This is a genomic window from Luteibacter sp. UNC138MFCol5.1, assembly GCF_900110505.1.
Taxonomy (GTDB): domain Bacteria; phylum Pseudomonadota; class Gammaproteobacteria; order Xanthomonadales; family Rhodanobacteraceae; genus Luteibacter.
The window spans coordinates 1-18,949 of record NZ_FODZ01000011.1 but is presented as its reverse complement, the minus strand read 5'-3'; the positions used below and the strand labels follow the sequence as shown (position 1 = coordinate 18,949).

The following is an 18,949-nucleotide window of genomic DNA, read 5'->3' as shown; positions in this document are numbered from 1 at the left end:
GCGGGATCCGGCCAACCAGGCGCCGATGCGCTAAAATCGGCGGCTATGACCGAAGACCTCACCAGCCGCCCCCGCCCCGCGGAAGCCGGCGCCCGCCGGCCCAGCACGGGCGTCACGATCGACCGCGTCAAGGTCGGTGGTGGCGCGCCGATCGTCGTCCAGTCGATGACCAACACCGACACCGAAGATCCGGTGTCGACGGCGAAGCAGGTCGCGGAACTGGCGCGCGCCGGTTCCGAGATGGTCCGTATCACGGTGAACACGCCCGCCGCCGCCGCCGCGGTGCCGCGTATCCGCGAACGCCTGGAAATGATGGGCGTGTCCGTGCCGCTGATCGGCGATTTCCATTACAACGGCCACCAGTTGCTCGAAGGCGAGCCGGCCTGCGCCGAGGCGCTGGCGAAGTACCGCATCAATCCGGGCAACGTCGGCTTCGGCAAGAAGAAGGACGCCCAGTTCGCCTCGATCATCGAGATGGCGATCCGCTACGACAAGCCGGTGCGCATCGGCGCGAACTGGGGCTCGCTCGACCAGTCGATGGTCGCGACCCTCATGGACGAGAACTCCCGTCGCGCCGATCCGTGGGACGCCGGCCACGTGGCCCGCGAGGCTCTCATCCGCTCGGCGCTCGATTCCGCCGCGCGCGCGGAAGACCTGGGCCTGGCGAAGGACCGCATCATCCTGTCCTGCAAGGTGTCGGGCGTGCAGGAACTGATCGCGGTCTATCGCGACCTCGCTCGCCGCGGCGACTACGCGCTGCACCTCGGCCTCACCGAGGCCGGCATGGGCTCCAAGGGCATCACGGCCTCCAGCGCCGCGCTCGCCGTGCTGCTGCAGGAGGGCATCGGCGACACCATCCGCATCTCGCTCACGCCGGAACCGGGCCAGTCGCGCACCGCGGAGGTGATCGTCGCGCAGGAACTGCTGCAGACGATGGGCCTGCGCGCGTTCACCCCACTGGTCACGGCATGCCCGGGATGCGGACGTACCACCAGCGAGTTCTTCCAGGAACTGGCGAAGACGGTGCAGGGCCACGTGCGCGAGAACATGCCGCTGTGGCGCGTGAAATACGACGGCGTGGAGAACATGACGCTCGCGGTGATGGGCTGCGTGGTCAACGGCCCCGGCGAATCTCGCCACGCGAACATCGGCATCTCGCTGCCGGGTAACGGCGAGGCGCCCTCGGCGCCGGTGTTCATCGATGGCGAGAAGGCGATGACGCTCCGCGGCGACAACATCGCCGACGAGTTCGTCGCGATCCTCGACCACTACGTCGAGACGCATTACGCGGCGCGGGGCGACTGACCGGATTCCGTCACGCCGCGCATGCCAGGTCGTCCGTCATCATGACGGGCCAGGCACCTTCGTAAAGGAGAGCAAGGCATGGCGAACACGGTTCCGCTCATCACCCTCAACGACGGCCACCAGGCGCCCCAGATCGGCTTCGGCGTCTTCCAGATTCCCGACGACGAGACCGCGAAGGCCGTCGAGGCGGCGCTCGGGGCCGGTTACCGGTCGATCGATACGGCGGCCATCTACAGCAACGAGAAAGGCGTCCGCCAGGGTATCGAGCGCTCCGGCGTGGCGCGCGGCGACATCTTCCTGACCACGAAGCTGTGGAACGCCGAGCAGGGCTACGACAGCACGCTGCGTGCCTTCGACGAGAGCCTGAAGAAGCTCGGCACCGACTACGTCGACATGTACCTCATCCACTGGCCCACGCCCCGGCGCGACCGCTACATGGACACCTGGAAGGCGTTCCTGAAACTGCGCGAGGAAGGCCGCATCCGCTCGGTGGGCGTGTCGAATTTCCTGCCCGCGCATCTGGAACGACTGATCGGCGAATCGGGCGTCGTCCCCGTCGTCAACCAGATCGAACTGCACCCGGACTTCGCGCAGCGCGAGCTGGTCGCCGCGCACCGCAAACATGGCATCGTCACCGAATCCTGGAGCCCGCTGGGCCAGGGCGGCGACCTGCTGAAGCATCCGGTGCTCGTGCGGATCGGCGAGCGCCTCGGCAAATCGGCGGCGCAGGTGGTGCTGCGCTGGCATGTGCAATCCGGCTTCATGGTGATCCCGAAATCGGCCACGCCGTCGCGCATCGCGTCGAACATCGACGTGTTCGGGTTCGAACTGAGCGCCGACGACATGCGGGCGATCGACGAACTGGATGCCGGCAACCGGATGGGCCCCCACCCGGATGAACTGAACTAGCGATCCATCGTCACGTCGATTTCGACGGGATACGGTGCCGGTGCCTTCGGAGGCGCCGGCAGGGTCCAGGTGGCGAACTGCCCGGCGAAGCAGCGTGCGACGGGCGTCGCCGGGCGCACTTCGACGCCGCTGCTGCGGCCCGTCGCGTCGACGTCGGCCACCAGTGTGAAAGCGCGCTTGTCGGCCGGCGCGTTGCTCGCGATGCAGTCCTTCAGCGCGTCCGTGGCGGGATCGCCAATACGGTCCCAGAGGGAGCTCTGCCAGGCCTTGCCGGCGGCGCCTTCCTCCAGCGCCTTCGCTGCCTGCACGCGGCCGTCGAACGTGTCGCCGGCGAGAGCGAGAGCCAGGGCGAGAAGCATGGGGATGTCTCCGTGAGGTCGTCGCGGGAGACTAGCAGGGAGGCGGCCGCTTCACATGGTCGCGCGTACGTTCGGTGCGGCAAGCGTCGCCGTCGCGGCGCATCCGGAGTCGCCATGCGCCTGCGCATCCTCGCCTCGCTCCTGACCCTCGCCGCCGCGTCGACGGCGATCGCGCAAACGACGCCCACCGCGCCGGCCGCCGCCAATCCGGCGGCCAAGCCGCGCAACCCCGCGGCCGCGCCGTCACCGACGCAACCGAACCCTGCTTCCGTCCCCGTGCAGCCGGCCTCGGACGCCGGTGCGACCGAGCGCGGCATGGCGCCGGTCGTCCCCGGAAGCCCTGGCGTGACGAACCGTGTGCAGGACGCGAACGCCAACGATCGCGACGCCCAGGGCCACCTGCTCGACCCGCATGGCAAGCCGGTGGGGCAGAAGGCGACGGTACCGGCGCCCGCAACCACGCGCTGAACGTCCGGACAGGAGCGATTCGTTCAGCCCTCCACGATCTCCAGATCCTCCGGCGACGTCGCGGCCAGCTGGGCCCAGTCGAGCTCGTTCTCGATCGCATGGAACACGTCGTCCTCGATCTCACCCGCGCGGCGCATGGCATGAAGCTTCTCGCGTCGCGCTTCGATGCCCTCGCGCTTCAGCGCGAAGATGCGTTGTTCGGCCTGGGGAAGGCTGCCCGACGCGATGGCGTCGCGCGCATCCGCGTACGACGTGCGCAGGTGTTCCGCGGCCTCCGATCGGTCGTCGCCGAGCGCTTCCTCCGCGGTGTCCAGCAGCGCCAGGCGTGCGCGCGCGAGTTCCTCGTCGAACGACTGGTCGGGGCCGAAGCGCATCCAGCGGACGAGCAAGGCGAGGGTGCTGCCCTGGAATACGAGGGTGCCCACGACCACGGTCAGGGCCGTGAGGACGATGAGGTCGCGTGACGGGAACTGGGCGGGCAGGGCGAGCGCGGTCGCGAGGGTGACCAGTCCGCGCATGCCGCACCAGGATGCGACCACACCCTGCTTCAGCGTGGGATTGTCACGACGGCGTGGCCAGGCGAGGTTGAGCACCCGGTTGTAGAGCATCACCCAGGCCACGCGGACCGCGATCACCACCGCGAGGGCCGTGCCGGCGAAGACGAGTGCCTGGGAGAGCTCGGCGCCGTGCATCTTCCCCACGATCGTGCGTGCCTGCAGGCCGAGCAGGAGGAAGGCGACGACGTTTCCGAAGAAGACGATCGCCGCCCATACGGAGTACGAGTGGACGCGGTCGCGCGGCGGCTGCTTCGACGGGAGGTGGTGCGCAACGACCATCGCGTACGCGACGACGGCCAGGATCGGCGACGCATGCAGTTCCTCGGCCACGACCCAGACGCCGAACGTCGCCGTGAATTCGAACAACGTCGCACCGAGCGTGCCGCTGAGCCGCGGCGCGAACACGACGTAGATGCGCCCCAGCAGGAAGCCAAGCACCAGTCCGCCGGGGATGGCCAGCGCCATGACCGGCAGCGTCTCCGCGAAGCCCTTTTCCGACATGCCCGCGGCGACGGCCGCCCCGAACAGCAGGAGGGCCACGGCATCGTTGAGCAGGCTCTCCGCGGTCAGCACCTGCACCGTGCGCCGGGGCAACTGCAGACGGGAAAGCATGGCCGCGGCGGCCGCCGCGTCGGGCGGCGCCACGATCGCGCCGAGCGCCAGGGCGACGGCCCACGGCATGCCCTTCCACGCGACGCCGAGCCAGGCCACCGCCAGCGCCGTGAGGATCACCGCCACGGCGGCCAGCGCCACCGTGGGTAGCCAGAATCGGCGCAGCGTCCGTAGCGGCATGTCGTAGGCGGCATCGAGCAGTGCCGGGGCGATGAAGAGCACCAGCGCCAGTTGAGGGTCGATGGCGATCTCGGGCGACCACGGCATCGCCGCAACGGCCAGACCGGCCGCGGCCAGCACGGTCGGATAGGGCAGGGAAAGCTTCCGCGAGAGCGGCAGCAAGGCGATGGCCAGCAGGCAGAGGAGCAGCATGCTCTCGAACAAGGCCATCGGCGGGCACCTTTCGTGGGAGGAGACGAATCAATAGCGCACGGCGCGTGACGGTTCCATACGGGTCGCACGGTCTTGCGCCGGTGCGCTACCATCGGGGGCGGGGTATCCCATTCGGGAGTGAGGATGAAACGAGCGATCGTCCTGGCCGTGCTGGCCGCCGGGATCGCCGGGTGTCAGGGCATGGCGGCGAAGATGGCCAGGCTCGATGTCGGTACGCAGCGTGACCAGGTGATCGAACGGCTTGGTCCCCCGGATTCCGATCGCACGATGATCGGCTTCGAAGTCATGAGCTGGCTCGACCGCCGTCCCGGGCGTTTCTCGTTGTCCCACCGCGATTACACGGTCGTCCTGAAGGACGGGAGGGTGGTCCAGTTCGGGCCGGGCCTGATCCGCCGCGACGGCAAGACCACCCTGCAGATCGAAACCGACGATCCGTGACGCGTCGCCGGGCTTCCCGGCGCAAAGCGACGGAAACGCGTACAAGCGTGAAAGGTGCCGCCGAGGCTAGGTTTTCTCCAGGCCTATTGCGGAGTCCACGCCATGTCCCCGACGCCTTCCTTCGCTGAGCTCGCCTTGGAGCTTCACCGCCTGCACGACGCCCGCGAGGCCGTCATCGATCGCGCCCTGGACACGCTCGAGGTCAGCCATCCACCGCTGGCCCAACTGATGCTCTCGTGCGTCGGGGATCGTCGCCGCGCCGCGCACTGGCTCGTGATGCCTCAGCGGGCCTTCGCCGGCCGCAACGCGTGCGACATGCTCGCCGATGGGGACGTCGAGGGCGTCTGGGAGCAGGTGGTGCTCAAGCAGCTGGGTATCGCCGCCTCGTTCTGACCGGCTCAGATCCAGTCGCGTTGGTGGTAGACCCAAAGCGCTACGTACTCCCGCAGACAGCGCGCCGATAACGTCAGCGCGTCGCGTCGCGGCAGCCAGGCCGGCGCGCCGGCCATCGCGCCATAGGCTTCCGGTACCGGCTCTGGCCATACGTCGAGGCCTTGCCGGCGGAAGCTCGCCGCCGCGCGGCGCATGTGGATCGACGACGTCACCAGCAGGATCGAGCGAACGTCGTGCGCGGCGAGCAGGGAGGCGGAATCGCGCGCGTTCTCGTGCGTGTTGTCGCTCGCGCCGTCGATGAGCAGCCGGTTGGCGGGAATGCCCGAGATCGCATAGCCCTCGGCCAGCGGTTTCGCCTGATCGCTGCCTGACACCAGGACCCATGACGCGCGGCCCTCGCGCCACAAGGCGAGGCCTCGGCCGGCGCGCGTCCTCGTGCGGGCCCAGTCGCGCACGGGCAACACGCCGCCGCCGAGCACCACGATGGCGTCAGCGCGCGGATGCGCCGTCTGGGGAGGCGTGGCGAGCCGACCGCGAAGCGCCAGCGCGAACGCGGGTGTCGCGGCGATCCACGCCCATGCGACGGCGACCACCGCCGCCGCCAGCGCGGCCTTCGGTCGGCGACCGAGCACCAGGCCCAGGCAGAGCAGGCCGAGAAGCAGGGCCTGGACCGCTGGATGCAGCAGTCGTGTGGCGATATCCGTCAGGAAGGTCACAGCCGGTTCCGTGCGCCGCGCGGGCGGCGTGCTATGCGTATGCGGAAGCATGGCGTAAAGCGGACGCCCGTGCCGTCGGTCGAACGGCATAGGCGGGCTGTCGGAATGGACGGCGACACCCATTGAAATGACGATACCGCTCGAGGAAGTCACAGGGGTGGGTGTTCGTCATGAAGCGTTGGAACGGTATCGTCATGCTCGTCGCGGTCGCGCTGCTCTCCGCCTGTGCCACCGGTGGAAACACCTCGCCGCCCCCCAGGCCGGACGCCGCCAGTCAGGCGGTCGACGCCTATCTGATCGGTGTGGACGATCAGCTGCAGGTGACCGTCTGGCACAACCCGGACCTGAGCGTCAGCGTGCCGGTGCGTCCCGACGGCAAGGTCACCGTGCCTCTTGTCGGCGACATCGCCGCGGGAGGCCGCACCACCGATCAGGTGGCGGCTGAAATCCAGCAGAAGCTGGGTCAGTACATACGGGATCCGCAGGTCGCCGTGATCCTCACCGCGCTCCGCAGTCACGAGTACCTCTCGCGCGTTCGCGTGACGGGAGCGGTCCGCAGCCCGATCTCCATTCCGTACCGGCAGGGCATGACGGTGCTCGACGCGGTGCTCGCGGCGGGCGGCACGACCGAGTTCGCGGCACCCGACCGCACCGAGCTCTACCGCCGCAACGACGCCGGCGCCACGCAGTCGTACGCGGTGCGTCTCGAGAAGATCCTCCAGCAGGGCGATCTGGCGAACAACTATCCCGTGCAGCCTGGTGACGTGATCACCGTTCCGCAACGCGCTTTCTGACCGATGCCGCCACGTGGCGGCGCGAAGGGGTTACTACGATGAGCGGGGATCTCGTTCCTTTTTCGGGCATGTTGCCCGCACTGATCGGCGAGGCGCGCCGGCGACGCGTCGCGATGGGCGTGATCTTCGCGGTCATCGCCCTGGTCGCGCTCGGCGTCGGCCTGGCGTGGCCGAAGAAATACGAGGCGTCGACGACGATCCTCGCTCAGGAGGCGAGCATCATCACGCCGCTGATGGAGGGCGCCGCCGCGGCGACGGGCAACAAGAACCGCGCGGGCATCGCCCGCGACGTGATCTTCAGCCGCAAGGTGATGGACGAGGTGATGGCGAAGGGCGGTTGGCTCGCGTCCAACCCGTCGCCGATCGAGCGCGACAAGATCATGGAAGGGATCAAGTCACGCACGAAGATCGTCAACAATCGCGAGAACCTGATCACGATCAGCTATTTCGATTCCGACCCGCGGCGTGCGTTCGAAGTGACGCGCGCGTTCGGACAGCTCTTCATCAGCGAGAGCCTCGCGTCGAAGCAGCGCGAGAGCCGTGAGGCCTACGAGTTCATCAACAGCCAGGTCGAAGCCTACCGGACCAAGCTGACGGACGCCGAAGACAAGCTCAAGGCGTACCGCGACGCCAACGCCGACGCGCGCCCCGGCAGCGAGACCGACACCAACGCCCGGATCAGCCAGCTGCGCACGCAGATCGAAAACAACCGCATGGACTACATGCAGAAGCAGTCGCAGGCGGCCGCGCTCTCGTCCCAGTTGAACGGCGAGTCCGAGGTCAACGCCGTGCAGACCGTCGGCGGCATCTATTCCACGCAGCTGGCCGACCTGCAGGGACAGCTCGCCAAGCTGTTGCTGAACTACACCGACGACTATCCGGACGTGGTGCGCCTGCGTCACCAGATCGAGGACGTGCGCAAGCAGGCGGCGACGGCGGACGCGACACGCGCCGCGGGCGGCGCCATCCCGCTCGACCACGCCGTGACGATGAACCCCGTCTACCAGCAGATGCGCCTGCAGCTGGCCGCCGTGCGCAGCGACGCCGCCGCCAGCGCGGCGCGGGTCGGCGCCAGCGAGCGGATGCTGCAGAACGAGCTCGAGCGCAGCAAGCGCATCGCCAATTCGGAGAACGTCACCGCCGAGCTGACCCGCGATTACACGGTCAACCGCGATGTCTACCAGGATCTGCTGAAGCGCCGCGAGAACGCCCGCGTGTCAATGAATCTCGACGCCGAGCAGCGCGGCCTCACGTTCCTGGTGCAGAACCCCGCCATGATGCCGCTGGTCCCCTCGGGCCTGCGCTTCATGCATTTCGGTCTCGCTGGCCTGGCACTGTCGCTGGCGATTCCCTTCGGCCTGCTGTTCGCCGTCGCCCGTTTCGATCCACGCGTCCGTTCGGTCGCGCAACTCGAGAGCGCCACCGGCTTCCCCGTGCTCGCGTCCATTCCGTTCTACCCGACTCCGCGCGACCGGCGCCGCGCGCACCTGCAGAACATGATGATCGTGCTGATCGTCGTCGGGGTCGCCGCCGTGTACCTCCTGGTCTTCTGGCTGAGGATGAAGGGCTGAACCATGAACAAGCTGGCTGCTGACAACATCGAGATCGGCGACGTGGTCGCCCCCCACCACGGTGACGCGCATGGCGCTCCCGGTCATTCTATCGCCCGGATGCGGGAGGCCGGCGGTTCGCTCGCGCCGCTCGACTGCGAGCGCAAGCGCCTGATCCATCGCGAGGAGTCGGTCCGCCAGCACTCGGACGCGTTCCGCGGCATTCGCACCCGCTTGCTCGAGATGGCGGGCGACAGCAACTTCGTCACGCTGGTGGTCGCCGTGAGCCCACGTTCCGGCAGCAGCTTCGTGGCGCGCAACCTGGCCACGGCGTTCGCGTTCGACGAATCGAAGACCAGTCTGCTCGTGGACTGCAACCTGCGCTACCCGAACCAGCACCGGGCCTTCGGCGTGGAGCCGAGTTCCGGCGGCCTGATCGACTTTCTCGAACATCCGTCGCGCGGGATCGCGTCGATCATGTATCCCACGGGGGTGCCGCGCCTGCGCCTGATCCCGTCCGGCAAGTCGCGCGAGAACAGTGGCGAATACTTCTCGTCGTTCCGCATGCGCGCGGTCCTCGACTCGCTGCGCTGCCGCTACAGCGACCGCTACCTCTTCCTCGACGGCCCGCCGGTCAAGGGATCGCCGGACGCGCGGATCCTCTCCGATCTCGCGGACTTCGTGGTGATCGTGGCGGGCTACGGCCGCGACACCCCGGCATCGATCAACCAGGCGGTGGCCAATTTCGATCCGGCCAAGCTGGCCGGGGTGGTGTTCAACCAGTCGCCGTGAGCTGGGCATCCCGGTGCGCGACCGGCAGGCGCGTACCTACAGGGGAATCAGGAGGGATCATGCCGGCATCATCCAGGCTCGCCCGCGCGATCGTGATCGCGCTCGCCGCGTCACCCACGGTGACGCTGGCGGGCACGCTGGACTATTCGCTTTACGCAGGCCTCGAGCACAGCAACAACATCGCCCTGTCGTCCACGCGACCGATGTCCGAGAACGTGCTCGTGCCCGGCGGGACGTTCACCTTCACGCAGATGGGCTCGACCTTCCAGGCCAACGTCGCGGGCACGTTCGAATACCGGAAGTACCTCGAGAACCGCTTCGACTCGCAGGCCCAGACCCAGATCGCCGGGCAGGGCAACTGGACGATCGCGCCCGACCGCCTCGACTTCTCCATCGAGGACTACGCGGGTGTGCAGCCGGTGGACCAGCTCGCCAGCGACTCGCCGGACAACCAGCAGCAGACCAACGTGATCGTGCTGGGCCCTACGCTGCGCATGCGCTTCGGGGACGCGGCGCGCGGGCAGTTCGAACTGCGCTACATCAACAGTTACGCGTCGCGCGTGGACGAGTTCGACTCGTCGCGCGGACTGGCAGCCTTCCGTGTCTTCCGTGACCTGAGCCCCACGGACCAGCTCTCGGCCAACGTCGAGTTCCAGCGGGTCGATTTCGACAACCAGCCCAACGACGCGAACTACGATCGCAAGGAAGCGTTCGTGCGCTATACCAGCACGCTGGCGCGCTTCAACGCGGACGTCATGGTGGGCGGATCGCGGCTCGAGTTCGATGGCGGACGCACGACGTCGGCGCCGCTGGCGCGCGTGAGCATCGGCTGGCAGCCGACGCCACGCAACTCGCTGACCCTGGCGGGTACCTACCAGTACGCGGATGCCGCGCAGGACATCATCACGACGCCCGGCGTCTTCGGCACGCAGACCGTGTCCGACCGCGTGGAGGCGATCGATCCCTTCGTCAACACGTCGGGGTTCGGTGGCGGCAACGCGGGCATCAGCACCGGTAGCGCGGTGATCGGCTCCGAGGTCTACAAGGAAAAGCGTGGCGAGGCGATCTGGAACTGGCGCGCGGAGCGCTGGACGGTGACCGTGTCGCCGTCCTTCAGCAAGCTGCGCTACATCGACGACCAGACGTTCAACCAGACTGATCGCGCGGTCAGCGTCGGTATCGGTTACCGGCTGCGGCCGACCCTCACGCTGAGCGCGTTCGGCACCGTCGACCGCCTCACCTACGACAGCCTCGACCGCAAGGACACCACCGTGCGCCTGGGGCTGGACCTCACGCAGCAGGTCAACCGGCACTGGAGCTGGCATGTCTCGGTCGCCCGCGACCGACGCAGCAGCAACGCGGTGGGACAGGACTATCGCGAGACCGCGTTCTTCGTCGGCGTGGTGTACAGGAGATGAGCATGCGACCCGATTCCGAAACGCCTTTCTTCTTCGGTGCCGACGGGGGGCTGTTCGGCATGTTCCACGCGCCGGCGCTTCCGGCGCGACGCGCGATGCTGATGTGCCCGCCGCTCGGGCAGGACCTCATTCGCTGCCACCGCGTGTACCGGCAACTCGCGCAGGCGCTGGCGGCGCAGGGCGTCGCCGTGCTGCGATTCGACTACCACGGGACCGGCGACTCCGCCGGTGCCAGCGTCGAGGTCGACTGGGATCGATGCGTCGCGGACACCGTGCTGGCGGCCGCGGAGCTCCGCACCCGTGGCGGCGTCGACCGGGTCGTCGCCTTCGGCGCGCGGCTTGGCGGCAGCATCGCGCTGGCGGCCGCCGGCCAGGCGCGTTTCGCCGAGGTGATCGCATGGGACCCGGTGCTCGATGGCGGTGATTACGTCGCCGCGCTGGACGCCATGCAGGTGGCCCTGCGCCAGGATGGCGAGCGCTTCAACGCCCCGCGCAGCCACGCCGATGTCGCGGCCCAATGGCTGGGCTTCGATGTCGGCGACGGCCTGCGACGGCAGCTCGCCGCGTTGCGCGTCGATGCCACCGAGGCGCCGACGCTCGTCCTCGACTCCATGCCGGCGTCCTCGGGCGCTCGGTGGGAACGCATCGTGACGGCGCGCGGCCGCGTCGCGACGATCGCTCCGCCGACGCCGTGGAACGACCTCCGGCGGCTCGAGGCCGCGATCCTCTCGCCGCCGCTGATCCAGGCCGTGACCGGCCGCCTGAAGGAGATCGCCTGATGAGCGAGGAAGCCCATCGTTTCGGCCGCGGTCGTCACCTGGTCGGCATCGCCGGCGTACCGTCGGGCACGCGCGGGGAGACCGGCGTGATCGTGCTCAACGCGGGCCTGGTGCACCGCATCGGGCCGTTCCGTCTGCACGTGGAACTGACCCGTCAGCTCAACGAGGCCGGGTATCCGACGCTGCGCTTCGACCTTTCGACGCTCGGCGACAGCACGGCCACGGGAGGCGGCCAGACGCGCGCGCAGCAGGTCTGCGCGGATCTGGACGACGCCATGAACCTGCTCACGGAACGTGCGGGCTGCGAGCGCTTCGTGTTGGTCGGGCTCTGCGCGGGCGCGCAGAACGCGCACATCGTCGCCGCCCGGGATCCGCGCGTCTCGGGCGCCGTCTTCCTCGACGGCTACGCCTACCGCACGCTGGGTTACAAGCTGCGCCATTACCTGCCGCGCATCGTCGATCCGGCGCGCTGGGCGCGCGTGCTCCGGCGCCGGGCGGGGGGCGGTTCCGGCGAAGCCAGGGCGGCGGCCGAACCGATCTTCGCCGTGGCACCCGCGCCGCGCGAGGAAGTGATCGCCGACTTCACCGGCATGGTGTCGCGCGGCATGAAGCTCTATCTCGTCTACTCCGGCGGCATCAGCACGCACTTCAATCACGCGCGCCAGTTCCGGGAATGCTTCGGCAAGGTGATGACGCATCCCTCGGTGACCACGCGCTACGTGCACGAGACCGACCATACCTACATCCTCACCGGGGACCGCGCGCGCCTGCTCGATGGCATCGGTGGGTGGCTCACGCGCAACTTTCCTCTGGCGACGGCCGGGAGGCACGCATGAATTCGGTTCTCGTCACCGGCGGTGCCGGTTACATCGGCAGCCACACGGTCCAGCAGCTGGTCGAACGCGGCGACCGCGTCGTGGTGATCGACAACCTCTCCACGGGATTCCGCGAAGCGGTGCGCGGCGCGTCGTTCGTCGAGGGCGACGTGGGCGATGCCGAGCTGGTGTCGCGCGTGCTGGAAGCCCACCGTGTCGACGCCGTCCTGCATTTCGCGGCGCATACGGTGGTTCCGGAGTCGGTGAGCGATCCGCTGAAATACTACGGCAACAACACGGGCAACACGCGCAACCTGCTGGCCTGTTGCGCGCAGGCGAGGGTCGACAAGTTCATCTTCTCGTCCACGGCGGCCGTCTACGGCACGACCGACGCCGGTATCGCCGACGAGGACACGCCCACGCGACCCATCAATCCGTACGGGATGTCGAAGCTGATGTCCGAGACGATGCTGCGCGACTGGTGCGCGACCGGTGCGATGCGCCACGTCATCCTGCGCTATTTCAACGTCGCCGGCTGCGATCCGCATGGCCGTATCGGTCACTCGACGCCGGAGGCGACGCTGTTGGTGAAGGTGGCCTGTGAGCACGCCGTCGGCAAGCGCCCCAGCATCTGCATCTACGGCACCGACTACGACACGCCGGATGGCACGGGCGTGCGCGATTTCATCCATGTGGAAGATCTCGCCGCGGCGCACCTGCGCGCGCTGGATCACCTGCGCGACGGCGGCGACTGCCTCACCCTCAACGCGGGCTACGGTCATGGGTACAGCGTGCGGCAGGTCATCGACGCCGTCGCTCGGGCGGCGGGGCGGCCCCTCAACGTGCGCGAGCTGCCGCGCCGTCCGGGGGACATTCCCCAGCTGATCGCGTGCAGCGACCGGCTGCGCGAGGTGCTCGGCTGGACGCCGGGCTACGACGATCTCGACACCATCGTGGGCACCGCGCTCGCATGGGAGCGACATCTGGCGGGGCACGCCTTTCCCACCGCGTCGGTGGCATGAGCGCTCGTTCGCACGCGTTCCATCGGCGGCGCCGGCTTGCTCCGTGCGTCGACGGACCGCCGCCGTCGGCGCTGTCGCGCCATGTCCTGACGACGCTGGCGTGGTTGCTCGCGCTGGCCTTCTGGGTCATGCCGGGCCACGCGCGCGCGGACGCCGCCCCCGACCGCGCGATCGAGGTTCGTCGCGTGGCGGGGAAGGGCGACCTGCTGCCCGTGACGCTGGGCATTCCGTTTCCGCCGGGGATGCTGCACGAGCCCGGTGAACTGCGCATCCGCGACGCGAAGGGGAACGACGTCCCCGCGGCGGTGACGGCCACCCTGACCTGGCATGTGCGCGATGGCGGCATCCGTGCGGTCCGCGTGCAGTTCCGGGGAGCGCCGGGCACGTACCGGTTCGCGGTCGAGGCGCCACGCGCGAGCGACGCGCGCGGCTGGCCTTATGCGGACGGGCTGGTGGATGGCCGGCCCGCGGCGCTGGCGACGCTGACGCCGGGGTGGCTGACGGCGTCGTTGATCGCCGGACCGCAGTCGGTGGCCGCGAAGGACGAACCGTATGCGCGCTATGTCGACGCCCAGTTCCGCTGGGCGCGACGGCTGCCTAAGGACGACACCACCGCGTGGCTGTTCGACCGACCTTCGACGCTGTTCAAGGCGTACGTCCGCACCGGCCGCGCGGATTACCTCGAGGCGGCCGAGGAGAGCTACCGCTGGTACATGGCCGGCATCAAGCGGGACGGCGTGCCGGTCAGTCCGTCCTGCGCCGGTGGTTGGCTACCCGACGGCAAACCCTGCGACGTCAAATACGTCTACATCGAGCCGGTGCTGCTCGCCATGGGCCTCACGGGCGACGATTCCATGCACGACGCCGCGACCGTCGCGAAGATGGCCGATCTATGGAACAGCGGCGGATGGAACGGGCCGCCCGGTCCCTACACGTCGCCGCGCGACTATTTCACCGAACGCCTGGCGGGGCTCGGCCTCGTCGAAACCGTCGCGGCGTACGAACTGACCGGCGACGCGCGCTATCGCGAACGGATCGCCGCGCGTGTGGGCTGGCTTTACGACCACCAGCGTGCCAACCCCGACGGCCTCGGTGACGACGGGTCGTGGCGCAACAGCTGGAACATCCATGAGAACGATCCGACCGGCGCGAACGACGTGCGCGGCGCCTCGCCGTGGATGAGCGAGAACATCGTCGACGGGCTGTGGCACGCATGGCTGGCGACCGGCGATCCGCGCATTCCCGGGATGCTGGTCGACTTCGGGCGTTACCTCGAGGCGTATGGCTGGATCGATCCGAAGCTGCTCGTGTCGCCGCACGACTGGCGCAACGGGTGCTCGGGCCCCGACGGTCAGATCGCCTGGTACTGGTCGTCGTCGAAGGCGACGACCGAGCAGCTCTCGAAAATCCAGGAAAGCGAAGGCTGGTACAGCGACGGTCACACGGTCGAGCTGGGGCTCGCCGTCGCCGCGGCGCGCTACTTCGAGACCGATCCGAAGCGTGCCGCCGCGCTGACGAAGCGCTTCGACGCGCTCTCGTCGTCGTACGCCACCGAGTGCGCGGCCATCTCCGACACGTTGCGCCGCTTCAACTGGAACAACCGGGGTGCCGGCGTCGCGCAGTGGATGATGGCGCAGCCGGCCGGGGCCGGAGCCCGCGCGAAGCGGCCGGAGGCGGCGCCATGAACCGCCGCGTCGCCGTCCTGCGCAGCATCGGGATCGTCACCGTGTCGACGTACATCGAGTACGCACTCGGCCTGTTGATGAGCGTGTGGATCGCGCGGTCGCTGGGTCCTTCCGACTTCGGCCGCTACGCCTTCACGGTCTGGCTGTGCGGCTGGCTCATCGTCTGCTCGAACCACGCGCTGACCACGTCGTCCACGAAATTCATCGCCGAGGCCGACGGCATGGGCGATCCGGCGCTCGCTTCGCACCTCGCGGCGCGCTTCTCGCGCATCCAGACGTGGAGCTCGCTCGTCGTCATCGCGCTGTTCGTCGCGTTCGGCTGGATCTTCCAGCCAGCGGAGTGGGATCGCTCACTGTTGCCGGTGATGGGTCTGGTGGTCGTCGCCGTCGTCGCCAAGGCGAACTACGCGATGCTGGTGGCGATCGGAAAAGGGCAGGAACGGTTCGAGCCGGAGGCCGTGGCGACCGTGATCGGCGGCATCCTCGGCATGCTCCTCGTGCTCGCGGCGATGGTCCTGCATGCGGACCTGGTCTCGTTCGTGGCGCTGTTCGCCGTGGCGTGCCTCGTCCTGAACCTGATCAACCGCGTCGCGTTCCGCCGGTTGTGCCGGCCGTACGCGCCGGGGCCGGTTCCGGCGTCCGTGGCGAGCCGGGTCAACCGCCACCTGCGCCTGACCGCCGCGCTCGTGCTGATGGGCTCGTTCCGCGTGGGGACGATCGAGGTCTTCCTGCTCAGCACCTTCACGGGATCGGTCGCGGTGGGCTACTTCGCGATCGCGGGCACGCTGACGCGCGGCGCGGTGCAGTTGTTCTCGGTGGGCCTCACCTCGACGCTGCTGCCTTACATGGCCAAGACCTACGGCGAGAGCGGCACCGCGCGCGCCGCGCGTTTCCTCTCGGAGGCGACGCGTTTCTACTGGGCCGTCGGCATCGCGATCGCGGGCCTCGGGCTCGTCACCACGCCGGAGATCGTGCGGCTGATGTACGGCACGCGCTACGTCGACGCCATCCCCGCGATCGAGGCGACGCTCGTGCTTGGCGGCCTGTTGCTGATCGGTAACGGCATCGCCGCGTTCCAGACCGTCGTCGACCGCCAGGACGACCGCATCCGCATCGCCGTGGTCGCGCTCGCCGCGAACGCCGTCCTCGGCATCGCCCTCATTCCGCCGTTCGGTCTGGCCGGCGCGGTGCTCACCTATGCCGGTGCACGGGTCGTGGAGATGGCGCTGGCGGTCCACTACCTGCGCAAGGCGACTCGCGGCGGCCTGCCTGTCGCCGCGATGACCCGCTTGTTCGCCGTGGGCCTCGTCGCCACACTCGCCGCCTGGGCGGCGACGGCGGCGACGCCGTCGCGTCTCGGGTTCCTCGTGGGCGCCGGCGTCTTCGCCGCCCTCTACGTTCCGGGCAGCATGCTCGTCCGTTACTGGACCGACGAGGACGTGAGCCTGATGACCGGCATCGGCCGGCGCCTCGGTCCGCCGGGCCGGGCGCTCGTCCGTATCCTCGAACTCGTGCATCCGCCGGTGGCGAAGGCCAACCCATGAACTACGTCTGTTCGACCCTGCATACCCTGGACGCGCTCCGCGCCGTGCGCGACGAACTCGCGCGCGTCGCCGAGATGGAGGGCGCGGCGAGCGGCATCGTCCAGCATCCCGACTGGCTCGCCTTCGAGGTGACGAGCCGGCACGACGGGACGACGCCGCACATCGTCGTCGTTCGCGACGGGACGGGAAGGGTGGTCGGCTACGCGCCGCTTCTCGCCATCGACCACACCGCCCGGCTCGACGTCGCGGGCCGCCGGGTGAGCCTCTACCGCGGCGCGGCGCTTCGCGTGCTGGGCGGCGGCGTGGTCGCGGCCGACGCCGACCGCGCCACCGTGGAGCTCGTGGCGGCGCGGCAGCTCGCGGGCGATCCCGCCGTGCGCGTCGTGCGTATCCAGGAGGCCGACCTGCCGAATCGTTTCGCCCGCGTGCTCTCGGCGAGCGGCGGCGGTTTCCGCACCGTCTCCGCGCACCTGCTCGACCAGGTGCACTGGTCGATCGGCCCGCAGGCCTCCGCGGAGGCCTGGCTCGCAGGCATGGACAAGAAGAAGCGCGGCGACCTCACCCAGCGCGTCGGCCGCGCCTATCGCAAGCTCGGCGGCGACGCGGCACTGCATGTGTTCGAGCGTGGCGAGGACATGCCGCGCTATTGCGCCCTGATGAACGCGCTGTACGCGCGGACCTGGCACCACGCCGACCTGCCCATCGACTGGGAGGATCCGGAGCGCGTCGCGCTGTTCCGCCGCCTCGCCGACGCGGGGCAGTTGATCGGCCATGTCGTGCTCCGCGAGGGGCGGCCGCTCGCGTACGTGCACGGCTATCGGCTCGGCGATACCTACCTCGTCGACGACCTCGGCTACGACGACGAGGTGGCGAAGGTCGGGATCGGCTCGGTGGCCGTCTTCCAGGCGGTGCGCGGTTTGCTCGACCGCTTTCCGGGAGGCCGCGTGAGCTTCGGGTACGGCGACAACCAGTACAAACGGCTGCTCTCGACGGAGGCGACGCCGTGCGGCTCGCTGTACGTGGTCCGGCCCATGCGCGCGACCGCGGGATTCCGTGTCTATGCCCCCGTGCGCTGGCTGTATCGCGGCCTGCATCGCGTGCGTGACGACGTGCGCGCGCGGCGGCAGGGCGAGGGTACCCGTCGGCCGGATGGACTAATCCACCGGGTTATGGGCAAGGCCCGTCCCGCGGCGCAAGCTCGGGCTGTCCTCACCGACCCGGAACGCGAATGAACGTGCTAGTCGACTCCAGGCCCCATCAGGACGCCACGGCGCGGATGCCGCTGATCCGCGGCATCCTCGAGGCCCGCTACAAGCGGCGGTTCTTCGCGCACCGCGAGCTGGCATATCACCTGTACCGCGGCGTCTACGACTCGTTCGACGACGCGCAGGCGAGCATCCCGCCAGGGAACGCGAGCGGCTACGACAACAGCGAGTCCGCCGATCTGTATCGCGAGCGCACGCGCCGTGTCTTCATCAACGACTACCCGATGATCCACTGGCTCGGCCGCTTCTTCGCCGAGGGCGCCCGCGACGTGTTCGACGTGGGCGGGCATATCGGCATCGCCTACTACGCGTACCAGAAGTACCTCGGTTATCCGGCGTCCCTGCGCTGGACGGTGATGGACGTGCCGGCGGTGAACGCGGCCGGCGCCGCCTGGGCGAAGGAGCACGACGCGCCGGGCCGACTCGGCTTCGCCGACGACATCGCCAGCGCGTCGGGTGCCGACGTGCTGTTCGCCGCGGGTTCGTTGCAGTACCTGAGCTACTCGCTGGCCGAGGCCCTTGCCGCCATGCCGCGCCGGCCGCGCTTCCTGCTGCTCAACTCCGTGCCGGTGCACATGCGCCAGTCGTATTACACGGTGCAGAACATCGGGACGGCGTGTTGCCCTTATCACGTGACGGCGGAACGCGAGTTCCTCGGCGGCCTCGCGTCGCTGGGCTACGAGCTTCAGGACCGCTGGGAGAACCCGCAGCGCTACTGCATCGTGCCGTTCCACCCGGAACTGTCGCTCGACCGCTACTTCGGCTTCGCCTTCCGCCTGACCACCTGACCAGCGTCGCTGTAGGAGCGGACCTGTAGTGTCCGGGTATTTCTGGACCACCGAGTAGGAGCAAAATCTCCTGCGAGGTGATCCATGGGATACAAGAAGATTTCGTCGGCTCTGAAGGCCGAAGCGGTCCGACTGGTGGTCGAGGCGGGGCATTCCCCGCCTGAAGCGGCCCGGATGATGGGTATTGGCCCGACGGCGCTGCGTCGTTGGGTCGAGCAATATCGGGAACGACAGGCCGCCATGCCGTCCACGACGGCAGAGCAGCAGCTCCTTATCGAGCAGTTGCGAGGCCAGCTGGAGGCATCGGAGAAGGCGCGCGCGGCATTGGCTGAGGAGCGCGACGTTCT

Annotated in this window: 20 protein-coding genes; 17 read left to right on the top strand and 3 right to left on the bottom strand. The window is 68.9% G+C overall.

The genetic code is table 11. The features are described 5' to 3' along the window. The first annotated feature begins 45 nt into the window (after window positions 1-45). Window positions 46-1,305 (top strand): flavodoxin-dependent (E)-4-hydroxy-3-methylbut-2-enyl-diphosphate synthase, encoded by a 1,260-nt coding sequence (ispG, locus tag BMY69_RS18775; RefSeq protein ID WP_090053707.1) that lies wholly within the window; start codon window positions 46-48, stop codon window positions 1,303-1,305. Between the two features lie 78 nt (window positions 1,306-1,383). Next, the gene (locus BMY69_RS18770) at window positions 1,384-2,214 is read left to right on the top strand and encodes an aldo/keto reductase (RefSeq protein WP_090181171.1); all 831 of its coding nucleotides are present in this window, start codon (window positions 1,384-1,386) and stop codon (window positions 2,212-2,214) included. Here BMY69_RS18770 and BMY69_RS18765 read toward each other — a convergent pair. Continuing rightward, window positions 2,211-2,573: a peptidase C13 gene (locus BMY69_RS18765; RefSeq protein ID WP_090053704.1), complete on the bottom strand. Its 363-nt coding sequence runs from the start codon at window positions 2,571-2,573 to the stop codon at window positions 2,211-2,213. The genes BMY69_RS18770 and BMY69_RS18765 overlap by 4 nt on opposite strands. Window positions 2,574-2,687: 114 nt before the next feature. On the opposite strand from BMY69_RS18765, the gene BMY69_RS18760 reads away from it, so the two are divergent. After that, window positions 2,688-3,041: a hypothetical protein gene (locus BMY69_RS18760; RefSeq protein WP_090053702.1), complete on the top strand. Its 354-nt coding sequence runs from the start codon at window positions 2,688-2,690 to the stop codon at window positions 3,039-3,041. A 23-nt stretch (window positions 3,042-3,064) separates the two neighbouring features. On the opposite strand, the gene BMY69_RS18755 is transcribed toward BMY69_RS18760, so the two are convergent. Then, the gene (locus BMY69_RS18755) at window positions 3,065-4,600 is read right to left on the bottom strand and encodes a cation:proton antiporter (protein ID WP_090181170.1); all 1,536 of its coding nucleotides are present in this window, start codon (window positions 4,598-4,600) and stop codon (window positions 3,065-3,067) included. Between the two features lie 126 nt (window positions 4,601-4,726). Here BMY69_RS18755 and BMY69_RS18750 point away from each other — a divergent pair, with 126 nt between their 5' ends. After that, a complete protein-coding gene (locus BMY69_RS18750) occupies window positions 4,727-5,041 on the top strand; it encodes a hypothetical protein (RefSeq protein WP_090181167.1) in 315 nt (104 codons plus the stop codon). A 102-nt stretch (window positions 5,042-5,143) separates the two neighbouring features. After that, window positions 5,144-5,434, top strand: a complete 291-nt coding sequence (locus BMY69_RS18745) for an antitoxin Xre/MbcA/ParS toxin-binding domain-containing protein (protein ID WP_090181164.1) — start codon at window positions 5,144-5,146, stop codon at window positions 5,432-5,434. A gap of 5 nt (window positions 5,435-5,439) precedes the next feature. Here BMY69_RS18745 and BMY69_RS18740 read toward each other — a convergent pair whose 3' ends face one another. Next, the gene (locus BMY69_RS18740) at window positions 5,440-6,150 is read right to left on the bottom strand and encodes a YdcF family protein (protein ID WP_143070528.1); all 711 of its coding nucleotides are present in this window, start codon (window positions 6,148-6,150) and stop codon (window positions 5,440-5,442) included. A gap of 170 nt (window positions 6,151-6,320) precedes the next feature. Between BMY69_RS18740 and BMY69_RS18735 the strand changes: the two genes are divergently transcribed. From BMY69_RS18735 to BMY69_RS18680, 12 genes are all read left to right on the top strand, one after another. Further along, window positions 6,321-6,944: an XrtA/PEP-CTERM system exopolysaccharide export protein gene (locus tag BMY69_RS18735; protein ID WP_090181190.1), complete on the top strand. Its 624-nt coding sequence runs from the start codon at window positions 6,321-6,323 to the stop codon at window positions 6,942-6,944. A 38-nt stretch (window positions 6,945-6,982) separates the two neighbouring features. After that, entirely contained in the window at window positions 6,983-8,515 is a 1,533-nt protein-coding gene (locus BMY69_RS18730) for an XrtA system polysaccharide chain length determinant (protein WP_090053692.1), read from the top strand. Between the two features lie 3 nt (window positions 8,516-8,518). Beyond that, complete coding sequence (locus BMY69_RS18725) at window positions 8,519-9,286, top strand: CpsD/CapB family tyrosine-protein kinase (RefSeq protein WP_090053690.1); 768 nt, start codon at window positions 8,519-8,521, stop codon at window positions 9,284-9,286. 59 nt (window positions 9,287-9,345) lie between these two features. Further along, complete coding sequence (locus BMY69_RS18720) at window positions 9,346-10,704, top strand: outer membrane beta-barrel protein (protein ID WP_090181159.1); 1,359 nt, start codon at window positions 9,346-9,348, stop codon at window positions 10,702-10,704. A gap of 2 nt (window positions 10,705-10,706) precedes the next feature. Further along, entirely contained in the window at window positions 10,707-11,483 is a 777-nt protein-coding gene (locus tag BMY69_RS18715; protein WP_177191220.1) for an alpha/beta fold hydrolase, read from the top strand. Next, window positions 11,483-12,319, top strand: a complete 837-nt coding sequence (locus BMY69_RS18710) for a dienelactone hydrolase family protein (protein ID WP_090181154.1) — start codon at window positions 11,483-11,485, stop codon at window positions 12,317-12,319. Before BMY69_RS18715 ends, BMY69_RS18710 begins: the two co-directional genes overlap by 1 nt. Continuing rightward, window positions 12,316-13,320 (top strand): UDP-glucose 4-epimerase GalE, encoded by a 1,005-nt coding sequence (gene galE, locus BMY69_RS18705; protein WP_090181151.1) that lies wholly within the window; start codon window positions 12,316-12,318, stop codon window positions 13,318-13,320. Before BMY69_RS18710 ends, galE begins: the two co-directional genes overlap by 4 nt. Continuing rightward, entirely contained in the window at window positions 13,317-15,005 is a 1,689-nt protein-coding gene (locus BMY69_RS18700) for a hypothetical protein (protein WP_090181149.1), read from the top strand. Before galE ends, BMY69_RS18700 begins: the two co-directional genes overlap by 4 nt. Beyond that, complete coding sequence (locus BMY69_RS18695; RefSeq protein ID WP_143070527.1) at window positions 15,002-16,549, top strand: oligosaccharide flippase family protein; 1,548 nt, start codon at window positions 15,002-15,004, stop codon at window positions 16,547-16,549. Before BMY69_RS18700 ends, BMY69_RS18695 begins: the two co-directional genes overlap by 4 nt. Then, window positions 16,546-17,781, top strand: coding sequence for a GNAT family N-acetyltransferase (locus BMY69_RS18690; RefSeq protein WP_090181144.1), 1,236 nt, complete (start codon window positions 16,546-16,548; stop codon window positions 17,779-17,781). The genes BMY69_RS18695 and BMY69_RS18690 overlap by 4 nt, the downstream gene beginning before the upstream one ends. Next, window positions 17,778-18,602, top strand: a complete 825-nt coding sequence (locus BMY69_RS18685) for a TIGR04325 family methyltransferase (protein WP_090181141.1) — start codon at window positions 17,778-17,780, stop codon at window positions 18,600-18,602. The genes BMY69_RS18690 and BMY69_RS18685 overlap by 4 nt, the downstream gene beginning before the upstream one ends. A gap of 84 nt (window positions 18,603-18,686) precedes the next feature. Beyond that, the coding region (locus BMY69_RS18680) for a transposase (RefSeq protein WP_143070428.1) at window positions 18,687-18,949 on the top strand (263 nt) is incomplete at its 3' end.